Raw genomic sequence first — 15793 nt, forward strand, 5'->3', positions numbered from 1 at the left:
ATTTAAAATGTTATTTCTGGAGTTTGTTGACTGCCGCAACCACGCGTTCGCACGCTACGCGCAATGTTTCGGTCGCCACTGCATAAGCAAAGCGAATGTGACCCGGCGTCCCGAAAGCGTCACCGTGAACGACGCCAACATGCGCTTCATCCAGAAGGTATGACGCCACATCGAGATCGCTTGCAATAACCTTGCCGTCTGCGGTCTTCCGCCCAAACAATGCAGAGCAATCGGCGAAAACATAGAACGCACCTTCTGGAGCGTCTGCTTCAAGACCATCCGCGCGGGCGATCATGTCCATTGCAACCGCGCGGCGTTCAGCCAGAATTCTGATCCACTCAGGCATGAAATCATGACCACCATTGAGCGCAGCAACAGCTGCTCCCTGGCTGATGGATGACGGGTGGGCTGTGCTCTGTGATTGCAGCATTTCCATCGCCGAAACGAGCCAGGCAGGTCCGCCCGCATAGCCGAGTCGCCAGCCGGTCATCGAGAAGCCTTTTGAAACGCCGTTGATGGTGAGTGTACGATCAAAAAGAGCAGGTTCTACGGCTGCAGGCGTTGCGAACGTTCCCTGATAGATGACATGTTCATAAATATCATCTGCCATAACGAGAACGTTAGGGTGACGCAGAAGGACATCGGTCAATGCCTTAAGCTCGTCCTTGGAATAAACAGCGCCGGTTGGATTGCTTGGCGAATTTAGAATAACCCAGCGGGTTTTAGGCGTAATCGCCGCTTCCAGTTCTTCCGGTTGCAATATCCAGCGGTTGCTTCGCTTCGTTGCAACAGAAACTGGCACACCACCCGCAAGACGGATCATATCAGGGTATGAAACCCAGTATGGCGCCGGTATAATCACTTCGTCGCCAGCATCCAAAGTGGCAAAGAATGCATTGAAGATCAGCTGCTTGGCGCCAGCGCCAGCAATAACCTGATTGGGCTCGTAAGTCAGACTATTTTCTGTTTTAAACTTATGAATGATTGCAGCTTTAAGAGCTGCCGTACCCGATACCGCAGTGTATTTTGTTTCACCATTGCGAATGGCTTCGATGCCAGCATCTGCAATTGCTTTGGGTGTAGCGAAGTCAAGTTCGCCTTCGCCAAGGTTTACGACGTCGAAACCTGCTGCCCGTAAGGCGCGGACTTTATTGGAAATTTCGGCAGTAGGAGAAGCGCCGATAACACTCATGCGTGGGGCGAGACGTTGGATGGACATGGGATGGTCTTTCAGGAATTCAGTAAGTCTTTTCGCAATTTGCGAAGGTTAAAACCATTAATAGGCGCGCAGTTTTTGGTCGTCCGCTCGGCGCTCGGCCACGTCTTTAATGCCCCTATAGGCCTCCAATGCGCCACGGGCGGCATCGCGAAGAAGCGCAATGTCGTGTGGTCCGGCAATGACGCGATATCCGCGTTCAACGAGATCTGCGACAGAGGCGCCTGCGTTGGGAACGGTCCCCATGATTTTACCCGAACGCAAAATAGCGTCTTCGGCTTTCTTAACGAGCGCACGAACAGCGGGATCGTCGGTTTGTTCGAGCTTGCCGATTGATCCGGCCAGGTCGTTGACGCCGATAAACACGCAATCAAGACCTTCAATGGCACAGATTTCGTCGATCTGTTCGACGGCTGAAGCGGATTCCACCTGACAAATTGTCAAAAGGTTTTCATTGGCCTGATGGATGTAATCTGGAACCAGCCCATAGGTTGATGCGCGAACAACACCTGCCGCATAACCCCGTCGACCATGTGGTGGATAATAGCAAGCTGCAATAGCGGCGCGCGCTTCTTCAACATTTTCCACCGATGGGATCATGACAGACTGGACCCCGGCATCAAGAATGCGCTTCAAATAGACGTGGTCGTTCCAAGGAACACGGACAATCGCGGGAGTGTGCGTGCCTGCAACAGCGCGAAGTTCATCGACGATTGTTGCCGTGTCGCCAACGCCATGCTCATGGTCCAGAAGCAGGAAATCGAAGCCGATATGGCCCAACACTTCCGCAGCGGTAACCGAGCCACCCGCCACCCAGCAGCCGAACGCGACCTCTCCCGCCAGCAGGCGAGCCTTGAGTTGATTAGTCTTAAACATGCATGAGGTCTCCATCAGCTACGCATATCGCCGCCGATGAGACAAGCTCCTCCACAGCTTTAGCCTTCCTTATCAAAGCCTAATAGATGGAGTCAATATGGTTGATGATTAAAAAATAGTTCACTGACATGTTAGTCATGATTGGATAAATGAACTCAGTGAGAGCAACATTGATTATATTCGGCATGACAGGCGTTGTATGCTGTTTCTAGGCTCATGACTTGTTAATTTGATGGAATATGGCGCCTGAAATAATGAGATATGCGAGGAAAGAGGTGAAGAACGGGTTTGCTCCCCCTTCTGAGTGTCTTAACGCACCAGATGGCATCAAAGTAATTTAGGAAAAGGGGCAATCGGATGGTGTGTTTAATCTGAACGGCGATTACCCCAACTATCGCGGTGTGCGTGCTGTTGTTGCGGGTGCCTACGCGTATACCCTTGAAAAGGGTAGTGGCACCGGTCGTGATGGAAACTGGTATCTGCGCAGTGAAGGCAAAGACAAAGAAGGGCGAGCCTGAATATCAGGCCGGTGTTCCTCTCTATGGGAGCTCTGCTGCCGGTATTGCGATGATCAATCGTGGTAGCTTCGCAAGCTTCGGTTCAAGAATGGATCAAGTAGTACCAACACATTTGCCGAGGATGGCCAGTAGAATGCCAACACTGATCGTTTAATTGTTCGCGATCGTTATTTCTGGGCGCGTGTGCATGGTGGTTCGAGCTCTTACAAGCCAAATGGCATTGTAACTGGTCCGACATTTGGAACGAATGACTGGCTATTGCAGACAGGTCTTGATGGCGAGTTTATTAACAACGCATCAGGGTAGCTATTTGCTGGTGTCTGGCTTGATTATACACTTAGCAAGATCCGCAGTTGGTCTGATTACAGTAACGGTGAGGTTAATATAGATGGCTATGGTCTTGATGGTGCTTTGACTTGGTATGGTTCGAATGGTTTCTATCTTGACGGACAGGGCAAAGCGACTTGGTATAAGTCTGACTTTGAATCGGATCGCCTTAGCGATACACTTGCTAGCAGTGTTAAGAGCTTTGGTTATGCCCTCGGCCTTGAAGCCGGGCAGCGTGTTGTAATCAATGATCGTTGGTCAGTAACGCCACAAGCACAGCGCATCTGGTCATCTTTGAAAACTGATAGCTCCCTTGATGTGCTTAATGCTTATGGCGAAACACCGGACAACAACAGCTTGGCGGGACGCACTGGTTTGTCTGCCAATTACAAAACAGCATTGATGGGTATTAACAATACCGAAGCACAGTTCAGCTTGGGTGGTATTGTGAATGTTTATCGCGAGCTGAAGGGTGAAGCTGATTACGTTACAATATCAGCTGCTGATATTCCCTACTGGGATAATTGATAAAACCTGGGGTGAAATGGGCGCAACAGTGAACTATGGATGGGATATCAACAAGTATTCTGTCTAAGGGAAGCTTACCGGCGCAACCAGTCTTGATGGCTTTATAGAAAGTCACCCCCTATCGGGGAATGCTGGCTTCCGGTTCAAGTGGTAAAAATATACGTCGATTGAGAAGTTCACTTTCTTAAGTAAATAAAAATATTCTGAATGAAAATATGGAAGTTCTCTAAAAGGGAATAGGCGTGATGTAATTTGCATATTGTTTTTGAGAAACTTTGAAGTCGTGCAAACCATTTTTTATACATTTAGGAGCGCGGTGAAGAGCATTGCACTTATATGTTGATTGAAGCAAATAGGCTGTCGCTCAAATAATTCTCACCCGGTTCAATAAGGTGATCTAACATATTTCTAAAATTAGGTGTTATTTTACCATTCCAATGGTATAAAAGTTGGATTATACCGAAAGAAGCCTCAGAATATACCTCGATCATTGACTTGAGGTTGGTTATTATTCGCCGCTGTATTCGGTGATCGTTCAGAGGGGGAGGATGCTGTTCAGAAGGCTTTCTTGCATCTGAACGCGTCAGCCATTGATCGTCATCTTGAAGAGCCGGTTGGATACTTTGGTCTAATTATATGAAATCTCGCCATTGATTCAACGCGCCGCGCTGTAGGACGAGGCTTGCATGGGAGAGCATTGTTTTGAAGGTCTTAATTTGAAGTATATCTCGCAGTTTCATTGGCGCTAGATCGCGCCTTGTTTACGAATGGTGAATATTTTCGCAAGAAATTGATATTTGAAAAAGTAGATATTTATTGTTGATTAAAATAGTTTTAATTTTATTTAACGAGATGCGAGAATGCGCATATAGTAGGCACCTCATTGGTTAATCGCGTTACAGGAATAGCCGGATGATACTGAGGTTCTTGATCGATTTAACACGTGGCTAAAAAGCAGCGCGGATAATAAACGTGCATGGGATAATGCACGCAACGCAGCGGCTAAGCGAAGCAACGCCAGAACATCGCAACGCTCACCGGAATACTCGAGCTAGGCAATGACAGTGTGACAGTCCGACAGGCAGCTCAGTTTGCCGCAAGTGATCTATTCCTTAGCGGCTTTGGCTTTTGTCTGTCATAGCTGATGATGTTTAACCGAGTTTGAGTATTTGACTGTCAGCGGATTGGTAAACCGGTAAGGCAGAAACGCGAAATATACATTTAGATGATGGTAGTGTCTCCACCTCGGTGCTAATAGTGCTCTAAAGATTGATTTTGATTCTGAATTTCGGCCTGTTCAGCCCCTATCTGAAGAGGCTTTTTTTTGAAACGGAAACTGATAAAATCGGTCATTGCGGGTTAATGCCGGAGATGTCGATGCAACGGTTCTCGGAACTGTATTTGATGTCAAGATAATGAGCCAAGCTGTGGTTGTTGCAATTAGCCATGGTCGCGTTGCTGTAGATAAGTGCTACGGAAGCCAACAAATTGTGGCTTCGCTTGAGGGTTATGTTGCAAACTTTTCATCGACGATGGCTGTGATATCTCTTGGCTTTTAAGCAACTGAGTATTTTAGATTTTTAAAAGTCGCCATTTTGATAAATTGGTCATTCTGCTGCGTGTTCGATGGCATCTGGTTTATAACCTGAGCCTTCGCAATCTGAAGGAAATGATGACAGAATGTGGCATCAATCTCTATCATTCAACAGTCCATTGTTGGGTCATCTGCTTTAGTCCAAAACTACTTGAACGTTTCAATCGAAAGAAGCGTAGGTCGCGCGCAAATGGAACCTTGACGAAACCTATATCAAAGGCAAGGCAGCGTGGCTGTACTTATATCGTGCCATCGATAGCAATGGCGATACGATTAAGTTCTATTTCAGCAAGGAGCCTGATTTAACAGCTGCCAAGCGCTTGTTCAGCAAGGGACTGGCCCACCACGGCAGGACGGTGCGCATTACCATTGATGGAAGCGAGGCCAACAGAATAGCCAATAATACAATGTGATGCAGAGAGCCGGCTCAGGCAGGCTTGAAAGTCTATTGTCATTCGGTGCAGCAAACATATGAACAATACCATTAGCAGGGTCACCGTGGTATCAAGCAGCGCACATGCTCCATGCTGGGCTTCAAATCAAAGATTACAGCAAGCTTCATGCTCGCCGGTATAGAGCTCATTCACATGATGCGCGAACGACAAGGCATCTTTTCAGCGGCACATGCACTCCATATCAAATAACAGTTTGGAGCAATCGCTGCATAACTGCATCCTGAGTCAAGCCGTGCTCCGTTCAGATTGAATTTTTGCAACGGAACGAAGACAAATAAGCCCGGTGCCATTATGGCACCGGGCTTATTTTCAACATGAGTAGCAGATGGATCAGGCTGGCCGCTCGCTCGCATTTGGGCGCCATTTGATCAACCGTGTTTCAACCACATCAAGAATACTATCAATGATCAAAACGAATATCGCCAAAATCAGAATACCTGCAAACACGCCGACAGCATCGAAGTTACCTTCAGCTTGAGCAATAAGGTAGCCAAGACCCGCTGAAGAGCCGAGATATTCGCCGATAATAGCACCAACCACCGCAAAACCGACAGAAGTGCGCAGCGAAGAAAGTATCCAGCTTGCCGCTGCGGGGAAGTAAACGTGACGCAGGAGATCGGAACGTTTCGCACCAAGAATACGCGCATTTGAAAGCACGACCGGGTTCACTTCACGTACACCTTGCATGGCGTTGAAGAAGGTAACGAAAAACACCAGAGTGACCGCAAGGGCAACCTTGGACCAGAGACCAAGACCCAGCCACAGCACAAAGATAGGTGCAAGAACAACACGCGGAATTGCATTCAAACCCTTGATGAAGGGATCAAGGATGCGCGCTGAGCTACGGCTAAGGCCCAACCACACACCTGCGGCAACGCCGAGAGCGGTTCCAATAAGGTATCCAAGGACGGTTTCAGTTAAAGTGATCGATACATGTCGATAGAAACTTGTATCGGTTACCCACTCCACCACCTGATTGAAAATATTGACCGGTGCCGGGAAGAAGAACACGTCAATAAAACCCAGTGATGTACCAAGCTGCCAGCCACCGAGAATGACAACCAGTAGGCCGACCTGAATGAGACGTTCAGTCATGGCGTTCATAGCTTTTCTCCACTTCGCCGCGCAGCGACGCCCAAATATCACGATAAAGATCCATAAAACGTGGATCGAGCTTAATTTCCGCGACATCGCGCGGGCGGTCGAGGTCGACCGGAAAGCTGTCAATTACGCGGCTGCGGGGGCCAGCAGCTAGGACGACGACGCGATCGCCAAGAGCGATTGCTTCTTCGAGATCATGCGTAATCATAACAACTGCACGGCGCTCTTCCTGCCAGAGCCGCAGAAGCTCGTTTTGCATCAGGTGACGCGTATGGATGTCGAGAGCGGAAAACGGCTCATCCATGAGGATGACTTTTGGGCCTGTGATCAGTGCCTGTGCCATTTGAACGCGCTTACGCTGTCCGCCGGAAAGCTGGTGTGGATATCGGTGCTCGAAGCCTTTCAAGCCAACTTTGGCGAGCCAGTTGAGCGCGCTCTTGCGTCGTTCAGAGGCATTTACACCTTTAAACATCGGACCAAGCTCGACGTTTTCCAACGCTGTTTTCCACGGCAGCAGCGCATCTTGTTGAAACAGATACCCAATGTCGTTGTGAACGCCAGTGACAGCCTTGCCGTCAATTGAAACTTTGCCGTGCGAGGGTCTTAACAATCCGGCTATGGCGTTAAGAATAGTGCTTTTCCCACAGCCAGTCGGGCCGACGATGGCGAGAAACTCGCCATCTGCAACGGTCAGATTGACATTCTCGACGGCAACAAAATTACCGAACGACATGGTCACGGCATCAATTGACACCATTGCTTTCGGGCTGGGACTTGCTGCGACTTCCGGCGCAGATTTGACGACGGCCAATGACATTGCCTCCTCCTTTTAATTCGTAGTCGCGTGCGGAGCTTTTTCTACAAAGCTGTTCGTGAATGTTTTCGAGAGATCGATTTCGGTAGCCGCAACTTTCTTGTTGAAACTGTTCAGAACGACGAGTGGGGTCTTGATATCCTCTTCGTTGAATTTTCCATCAGTAGAGAAAATCGCTTTGGCATTCTGAACGGCCTGAATATACGTATCGCGATCACCCGAGATGAATTCTTTCGGTAGCTTTTCGACAATTTCTTCTGCCGAATGTGTGTTCATCCATTCCAGGGCTTTGACCGTGGCGTTGGTGACTTTTTGAACGGTTTCAGGATTCTTATCGATGTAATTTTGCGTGGCATAAAGGACCGATGTTGGATAGATGCCGCCATAGATTTCCTTGGCACCATCGTCGCTGCGACCATCAATGAGGATCTTGCCAACGCCTTTTGCTTCGATGAACGTCGCGGCCGGATCGTAATTAACCAGCAAATCGATTTTGCCCTGTTCAAGGGCAGCGACAGCAGCGGAACCGGAACCAACGCCGATCAGGGCAACATCATCTGCCGACAAATTGTGGCGTTGCAAATAGTAGCGCACAAAGAAATCTGAAGATGAGCCAGGCGATGTTATGCCGATTTTGGCACCCTTGATCGTTTCTGGTTTTGCGGGATCAAATTTGGAATTGTTTCCGCCCGCGAGAACCAACCCAGAATTGCGTGCCAATACGATAAAGCCGACGACATCCTTGTTTTGCGACTGCATCTGGATAGTATGATCGTAGAAACCGACTGCAATATCTGTGGATCCGGCCACAAGTGCCTGCAACGTCTTGGAACCGCCCGAAGCGAAATTTTCCACCGTGACGTCCAGTCCCTCTTTCTCATAAAGGCCCAGTCCCTGTGCGACAGGAAACGGCAGGTTATTGAGGTTATACGAGCCGACACTGATACGGACCGGCTCGGCTATTGCTGTTCCGGCAAAAGCTACCGTTGCTGCCAGGGCGAGCATAAATTTACGCATGATTTTCCTCCGGTTTAAAATGGTGCCCTCCCGGCATCCAATGGAATTATGCCGCGCAGGCGGCTTTTTTGACAGGCTTTGCAAACACATGACCGTCGAAAAGGCGGCGGGCTGTTCGCAGGATTCCGGCCATCACTTTTCCGTCTCTCTCCTGGAGTTTGACGTCGAGATGACCGCTGGGATGTTCGATCGACAGGACGAGCGGTGGTGTGCGAAGACCGATTAGTTTTGAGGCGACCGTATCGGCGGTTATGCAGGCTGTCGCAATGCCAACCGCGCCAGTGGTGGCAAGTGACGGATGACATTCATGTGGCATGAAATAGCGTACATTGATATCGCCACCGTTTTTGGCCCTGCTGATCAGTACTGGTTTGGGTGTTACCTGATTGGTGACATCGCCCATGCCCATACGTCTGCCAGCTTCGATCCGTACCCGTTCCAGCCTCGTAAGGAGCGCCTCGTTGGCATTGAGCTCGGCGGCGGTCTCGTAACCGCTGACACCGAGATCCTTCGCTTCAATGAGAACCATAGGCATTGCGCAGTCGATGCACGTTACGGCTACGTCTTCAATTATTTCATGCGGTGCACTGGTTGGAAATAGTTTGCCTGTTCTTGCCCCTGCCGCATCCATGAACGTGAGCGCAATTGGTGCGGCCTTTCCTGGCACTCCATCAATGCTGGCATCGCCCAGATATGAGACTTTTCCATCAGGTGTTGGCACTTCCGCTTCTATCAGCTTGCCGGTATTGACGTTATGAATGCGAACGAGCGTCGTTGCACCCTGTGCTTTCATCAACCCCGCTTCAATTGCGAAGGGGCCGACGGCTGCAAGCATGTTGCCACAATTCGGTGCGGTATCGACCAGCTGCTGATCAATACGAACCTGTGCGAAAAGATAGTCAATATCTGCTCCCGGAACGCTGGATGGACCAATGATTGCAACTTTACTGGTGACAGGGTTTCCGCCGCCAATACCGTCGATTTGAAGCGGATGGCCCGATCCCATGATCGAAAGCAGAATCTGATCACGCTCGTCGCGATCCGTTGGAAGATCGGATGCCAGAAAGAATGGGCCTTTCGATGTGCCGCCTCGCATCAACACACAGGGTATGGACATCAGATCGTTCATGCTTGCGCTTTCGCCTCCACTCATGTGTAGTGGGTATCAATCAGTTGATTTATTGCACTTTGTGGCAAACTGATTGATATGTAAAATGCGAAGATTTGGAGTATTGATGCAAAATGAGCATTAATTGTGAAATTCTCGACTTGAGAGCATTCCTCGCAATCGTTGAACTGGAAAGCTTCCACAGGGCTGCTGACACGCTGAACATGTCTCAGCCGGCGCTCAGCAGGCGTATTCAGAAACTGGAAATTGCCATTGGTGCACCGCTGTTGGAGCGTACAACTCGACATGTTTCGCTCACTGCTTTGGGTACGGAACTATTACCCTTGGTGCGACGCATGCTCGAAGAGTTTGACGGGTCACTTTTTTCTGTACGTGACCCTGCTGTGCAGCGAGGTGGTCTTGTTACCATCGCATGCTTGCCCACAGCTGCATTTTACTTCCTGCCGAAAGTCATACGGCAGTTTAATATAGAATATCCCAATATTCGTTTTAGAATTCTTGATCTGCCCGCGACCGACGGATTGCAGGCGGTTGCACGCGGTGAGGTAGAGTTTGGCATCAATATCATGGGAACGGCAGACCCGGACCTCATCTTTGACCGGTTGATAGAAGATCCCTTCGTTCTTGCAGCCAGCAAAGAACACCCACTTGCGGAAAAGTCAGAAGTTGGTTGGGAGGATCTAACACCGTACCATCTTATCACCGTCCATCGCTCAAGTGGTAATCGAACCTTACTGGACGGAGCGCTGGCAAAGTCCAATATTAAACTTCGCTGGTTCTACGAAGTCACCCATCTCTCCACCTCACTTGGTCTGGTTGAAGCTGGGCTTGGCATATCGGTACTGCCACAGATGGCCACACCGCAAGCAGAGCATCCATTTTTGATTACGAGGCCTATTCGCAACCCGGAAATTTCCAGAACCATCGGCGTTGTACGCCGCAGGGGTGGAACACTGTCCCCCGCAGCTGAGCGTTTCCTCAAGATGTTGATGGGCACGTGGGGAAGCTTCTGACGCGTCTTTTTGCAGCGAAAGATACATTACTTTATGAGAATTTTAGCGGCTTCGCCGCCGATGTTCACCTATTGCGCAATATTGTCCACACGGTGCAGGTAATCAAGTTTGAGAAGGCTGAAGCGGATTTACGCAACTTATAAGATCTAGGTCGTAAACTCATAAACTTTGGACTCTAAGTTAGAGTTCGTAATCGCTAATTCTCAGCCAGATGACGTTCAGGTAGAGTTGTCAAATGGATATTTTAGACTGGTTTTCGCACCGGTACGAAGCGCATTGTAACGGGGACTGGGAACACGGCTTCAGTTCGTCGATCAGCACGGTTGACAATCCTGGTTGGTCGCTGTCGATCGATCTCGGCGGGACAGGCTGTGATGGTCGGACACTCGAACGGATCACGCACAATTATGGGCACGAAACCGACTGGTGGACATGCTGGACGGAGAATAACGTGTTTCACGGCGTTGGGGGACCTCTTCACCTTCGATCGGTTCTTGAAGCATTTCGAGACTGGACAATGATCGTCTCGCCATCCCTACAGGACTAGGCCGCACACTCATAAACGTTGTTTGCAAATTGGTCTATTTTGATTCACCGAAGCCTTGATTTGGAGGCTCCTGACGACCCGTCGCCGGTTTTATCTCACCAATTTCGAGTGAGTATTATTTAGTATTTCTTGCCGAATAAACCGCGCGGCGTGCCTCGCGTTCACGACGGCGGGTGATCAACGGCATTCTATGGCGGTTTCGGACAGGCTGTCCCGGATTGATATCGTTCGTATGCCACATGTTACAACCGGTTTACGCGATGGCGCAGGCGGGTCTCTGGGATCATGTTCTAGGCGAGGTTTCCAAATCTTTCGATGGCCATATCGTTATGATCGATAGCTCCTGTGTCCATGTTCATCAACATGCGGCAACGGGCAAAGGGCGATCAAGAGGATGGCTGCATGGGAAGTTCAAGTGGCGTTTTGACCACCAAAATCCATGAAGTTGTCCATGCCGATTGTCGACCGATCTGTTTCGCACTCACAGCCGACCAAGCTTATGATGGCCACATGCGGAACCATTGTTACAGACAATCTCCAAGGGTTCGATCCTGCTTGCCGACGAGGCTTACGATAACAAAACTATACGGGGATTTGCAAAGCAACGCCAGGCATGGGTTAATACTCCGGCTAAGAGCAATCGGAGGGGAAGCTATCCTTTCAGCCAATGGGTTTACCGGCAATGTAATCTTATTGAGCGTTTATTCAGCAAACTCAAACAGTTCAGAGCTATCGCCACCCGTTACCATAAAGACCTGATAAACTTTCTCGCCGCCGTCAAATTGGTAGCAGCAAGAATTTGGATCAGATTGCTATGAGGCCAAGGCCTAGGCAGGTGAATTGTGTGAGATCGATAGTCTCTACTGCATCGTCACTTAATCACAGACACCGATGGTGATAAATTTCAACAGAAATGAGAATTTTGCGACAGAGATTTGTTACCCTCTTTAGAATAAATAATGTTGACTTTTTGTGCAAAGCGACGACGAAGATGTGAGAAAGCACATTAGACCTGTCATTTTGACGAGTAACGAAGCCAAAAATTTTTCTCGCTGTTGAAAATTTAACTATACCAGTCGCGATAGTTTCATCAGATTATAATTGAATCGTGTGTGTTGTTCGATATGATATAGTTATATTTATTACTCCACTGAATTATATCATATATTTGTTAATTATATTGTCTTCTATATATTTTTTTCTAATGGTTAAAAATTTTAATATGAAATATATTTTATTTTCGATGAATTCACTTTTTTGTTTGGAATCAATACTTGTAGGCCGATGCAAGCTCTTAATGTAAATTTTGACAAGTAATCATCACGTGGCTCTGTTTTATGCTCCTGCTATCCAAGTATTCAGAATGAAATTTATAAATGTTAATATGGATTGACTTATATAAAGAATCGCGCAAAAGGTGTGAGAGCGGGGTTCGAGAAGTCGCAGGAGTTTGAGATGTTAAAACTACGGGAGGAGAGCCTTCGCAGGTTGGCGACTAAGCCGGAGTTTGACGTTCTCATTATTGGTGGCGGCGTAAACGGTGTGGCCGTTCAGCGTGAACTCGCACTCAATGGCGTTTCTGCGTTGCTCATCGACCACGGTGATTTTTGCAAAGGAGCAACAGGCGCGTCGTCGCGCATGGCCCATGGCGGTTTGCGTTATCTAGAAAACCGGGAATTCAAGCTTGTTGCGGAGTCCGCGCGGGAGCGTAATTTGCTGTTGAAGTATGCACCACACTTCACAAAGCCATTGGAAATCGTAGTCCCTCTTTCTGGATATGTTCATGGTCTGATGGGGTCGATCCTGCGATTTCTTGGCTTCAAAGCAGCAAATGGTCCGCTCAGTGCAGCAAGCTTGAAAGGAGCGCTTTTTCTTTACGAATTCCTTGGTCGTATTGAAAAAGTGCTGCCAGATCATCGTATGAGTTTGTCGCGTCGTGGTTTTCCGAAAGGAATAGCTGCTCGTTACAAAGCGATTATAAGCTACTTCGATGCACGCATCCGCAACCCGGAATCGCTTGTGATGGAAATGCTCACGGATGCCATGCAAGCTCACGCGGGAACAGTCTGTCTCAATCATGTTGATTGGAACTATGATGTTGATGACAGAGTGTTTGTAAACGATCGGGTTACCGGCCAGATGGCAAGCGTTAAGCCCCGGATAATCGTCAATGCCTCTGGAGCATGGGTTGATGTCGTCAATGGTTTTCTGGGACAGAAAACCCAGTATATCAGACCTGTTAAGGGCGCACATGTACTACTCTGCCATAATGAACTTCATCAGCGGATGGCAGGGCGCGCGTTCTATTTTGATGATGGAACAGGGCGAATGGTTATTTGCTATCCGCTCGATAAAACCATTCTTCTTGGTACAACAGAAATTCAGGTTGCGAGTGCTGACGATAGTTCCATCGCGCCAACTGAAATCAGCTATCTCCTCAACGCCCTCTCCGATCTTTTTGATGATATCGACATTACTCATGAGCATGTTGTTGCTTTGACGACGGGAATTCGGCCTTTGCAGGCTGGAGGTTCTGGCAGCGCCAATCAGGCAAATCGCGATCACCGTATTGCCTATGATGAGCTGAACGCCGGCACACCGCTGTTGTCGTTGATCGGCGGGAAATGGACAACATTCCGTGCGTTTGGCGAGCAGGCCGCAAATCTCATTCTGGAGCGTCTGCATGTCCGACGAACTCTGACAACACGGGAGCGGGTGTATCCAGGTGCAGTCGGATTGTCCGCAGATGAAAACGCAACAAATAAGTTCGCAGCAAGCATAGCGGACAAGTTTGGCTTGTCCCAAAAGCGCGCCGCAGATCTGGTTTCCCGATACGGGGCGATTGCAAGTACTGTTGCCGATTTTTGCAGTGAGGACGTGGATGAAAATCTCGTCACTGTTCCCGATTATAGCAGGCGTGAGCTCCTTTGGCTGGTTGAATTCAGAGCCGCAATGTTTCTCGACGATATTCTGCTTCGACGCACGCAACTCGTTCTGGAGGGGCGTTGCAATCGGGATGTGGTGAAAGAAATCGGGCAGGTGCTCGCGAATATAAGAGGTTTGGATCAGCAATGGGCGGAGGAGGAAATCGCCCGTTGCCTCGCAATGCCAACGATTGTTCCGCGTTAGTTGCGGCTTACACGAAAGGGAGGTGTATCGATGGGAGACCTGTTTCTTGCTATCGATGCTGGAGGGACAGCTGTAAAGGCGGCCGTTTTCGATGCAAGAGGCAAGCTCGTCGCGCTTCGTGCGGTCGATGTCACAACCGTATATCGTGAAAATGGCTGGGTGGAGCGTGAACCAAAGCAGTTCTGGGAAAGTACTGCACAAGCCATCCGGCAGTTGACGTCTACGATCATATCCCCTGAACGTATTGCAGCGATAACCTGCACAGGCTTTGGCAACGGTGTCTTTCTTGTCGATGCAAATGGACACGGAACACGGGATGGAATTGTCTCCGTCGACCATCGTGCTCAGTCGATTGTTGATGCATTTCTTGAAGATGGCACCGCCGCCTTTATGGAAACGTCCACAGGGCATCGTATTTGGGGCGGGCAAACAATCATGCAGCTGATCTGGCTTGCCCGCAATGAACCTGACGTTGTTAAAAAGACCCGTTGGGCGCTGGCATGCAAAGACTATGTCCGGATGCAACTGACTGGTATCGCGGCGACAGATCCGACAGACGCGAGTGGTGGTGGGCTGCTCAATCTCATACGCAATGACTACGACGAAGAGTATTTCAACAAACTCGGAATTTCGTCATTCTTTGGCTGCATGCCGCCTTTGGTGGATAATTCCACTATCGCTGGACGTGTAACGCCTGAGGCCGCCACGCAGACCGGATTGCTTATTGGAACGCCGGTTGTCGCAGGCATGATGGATGTCAGTTCTTGCGTTATCGGATCGGGCGTTATCGACAGCGATGCTCTGACCATGATTGCAGGAACCTGGTCTATCAATGCCGTCGAAACACAACAGGTCATAAACAACGCGCCACCTATCCTGAATATGCTTCATCGAGATCGGACGTGTCGCCTGATCGCAGAAGGCAGCCCCACATCTGCGGGCAATCTAAACTGGTATCTTTCAAGGGCAGCGGGTGGCCTGATCGATATTGATATCGCGAATGCACTTGTCGCAGCAAGTGCAGTGGTTGGACGCCGCTGCCACTTTATGCCTTTCCTGAATGGACCGGCACCGCGTCAGGGAGCCTATATTGGCCTTGGTAGCTCAGATGACCAGGGGTCGATGCTGCGTGCCTTGTTTGAAGGGGTAGCATTCCAACACCGCCGTCATGGCGAGAGCATTATGGAATATGTTGCCCCCCAGAAGCCTGTTGTGATCCGGCTAGCCGGTGGTGCATCGAAAAGTGAAGTCTGGGCGCAGATTTTCGCAGATATTTGCGGCTTGCCCGTTGAGGTTTCTGAAGGTGAAGAGATCGGCGCATTAGGTGCAGCTATTTGCGCCGCTGTTGCCACAGGCTTTTATCCAGATATCGCGGCAGCCACAAAATCCATGTGTCGCATCACGCGAACAGCTTCACCAAAACCTGAACTGTGCGATTTTTATGACGAGCGCTACGACCAGTTTCTGATGCTGGATCAAAAGCTGGCGGGTCTGTTTGCCTAATATTTGGTGTCACTGAGAATTCTTTG

Annotated in this window: 10 protein-coding genes and 4 pseudogenes; 8 read left to right on the top strand and 6 right to left on the bottom strand. The window is 49.2% G+C overall.

Features of this window, described 5'->3' with window-relative positions; genetic code table 11:
- Positions 1–10: 10 nt before the first annotated feature.
- Positions 11–1219 (bottom strand): pyridoxal phosphate-dependent aminotransferase, encoded by a 1209-nt coding sequence (locus tag H5024_RS19230; protein WP_187548823.1) that lies wholly within the window; start codon positions 1217–1219, stop codon positions 11–13.
- A gap of 57 nt (positions 1220–1276) precedes the next feature.
- Complete coding sequence (locus H5024_RS19235) at positions 1277–2092, bottom strand: aldolase/citrate lyase family protein (protein WP_187548824.1); 816 nt, start codon at positions 2090–2092, stop codon at positions 1277–1279.
- A gap of 359 nt (positions 2093–2451) precedes the next feature.
- On the opposite strand from H5024_RS19235, the pseudogene H5024_RS19240 reads away from it, so the two are divergent.
- The 3 pseudogenes from H5024_RS19240 to H5024_RS19250 all read left to right on the top strand — a co-directional run.
- Positions 2452–2610, top strand: a pseudogene (locus tag H5024_RS19240) (autotransporter outer membrane beta-barrel domain-containing protein); the annotation flags it as partial.
- 318 nt (positions 2611–2928) lie between these two features.
- Positions 2929–3465: pseudogene (locus H5024_RS19245) on the top strand (autotransporter outer membrane beta-barrel domain-containing protein); the annotation flags it as partial.
- Positions 3466–5041: 1576 nt separating this feature from the next.
- A pseudogene (locus H5024_RS19250) lies at positions 5042–5703 on the top strand (IS6 family transposase).
- Between the two features lie 141 nt (positions 5704–5844).
- Here H5024_RS19250 and H5024_RS19255 read toward each other — a convergent pair.
- Genes H5024_RS19255 through H5024_RS19270 form a run of 4 tightly spaced genes read right to left on the bottom strand, consistent with a single transcriptional unit; the run spans position 5845 to position 9575 of the window.
- Positions 5845–6618, bottom strand: coding sequence for an ABC transporter permease (locus H5024_RS19255; RefSeq protein WP_187548826.1), 774 nt, complete (start codon positions 6616–6618; stop codon positions 5845–5847).
- The gene (locus H5024_RS19260) at positions 6602–7432 is read right to left on the bottom strand and encodes an ABC transporter ATP-binding protein (RefSeq protein ID WP_187548827.1); all 831 of its coding nucleotides are present in this window, start codon (positions 7430–7432) and stop codon (positions 6602–6604) included. The genes H5024_RS19255 and H5024_RS19260 overlap by 17 nt, the downstream gene beginning before the upstream one ends.
- 12 nt (positions 7433–7444) lie before the next feature.
- Complete coding sequence (locus tag H5024_RS19265) at positions 7445–8446, bottom strand: ABC transporter substrate-binding protein (RefSeq protein ID WP_187548828.1); 1002 nt, start codon at positions 8444–8446, stop codon at positions 7445–7447.
- A 46-nt stretch (positions 8447–8492) separates the two neighbouring features.
- Positions 8493–9575, bottom strand: coding sequence for a 4-oxalomesaconate tautomerase (locus H5024_RS19270; protein ID WP_187548829.1), 1083 nt, complete (start codon positions 9573–9575; stop codon positions 8493–8495).
- 113 nt (positions 9576–9688) lie between these two features.
- Here H5024_RS19270 and H5024_RS19275 point away from each other — a divergent pair, with 113 nt between their 5' ends.
- From H5024_RS19275 to H5024_RS19295, 5 genes and pseudogenes are all read left to right on the top strand, one after another.
- On the top strand, positions 9689–10588 hold the full coding sequence (locus H5024_RS19275) for a LysR family transcriptional regulator (RefSeq protein ID WP_187548830.1): 900 nt from the start codon (positions 9689–9691) through the stop codon (positions 10586–10588).
- Between the two features lie 235 nt (positions 10589–10823).
- Complete coding sequence (locus H5024_RS19280; protein ID WP_187548831.1) at positions 10824–11135, top strand: Imm53 family immunity protein; 312 nt, start codon at positions 10824–10826, stop codon at positions 11133–11135.
- Positions 11136–11205: 70 nt separating this feature from the next.
- Positions 11206–11953: pseudogene (locus H5024_RS19285) on the top strand (IS5 family transposase).
- Between the two features lie 637 nt (positions 11954–12590).
- On the top strand, positions 12591–14264 hold the full coding sequence (locus tag H5024_RS19290; RefSeq protein WP_187548832.1) for a glycerol-3-phosphate dehydrogenase/oxidase: 1674 nt from the start codon (positions 12591–12593) through the stop codon (positions 14262–14264).
- A 30-nt stretch (positions 14265–14294) separates the two neighbouring features.
- Positions 14295–15767, top strand: a complete 1473-nt coding sequence (locus H5024_RS19295) for an FGGY-family carbohydrate kinase (RefSeq protein ID WP_187548833.1) — start codon at positions 14295–14297, stop codon at positions 15765–15767.
- Positions 15768–15793 lie beyond the last annotated feature (26 nt).

The organism is Ochrobactrum sp. Marseille-Q0166, from assembly GCF_014397025.1.
Lineage (GTDB): Bacteria > Pseudomonadota > Alphaproteobacteria > Rhizobiales > Rhizobiaceae > Brucella.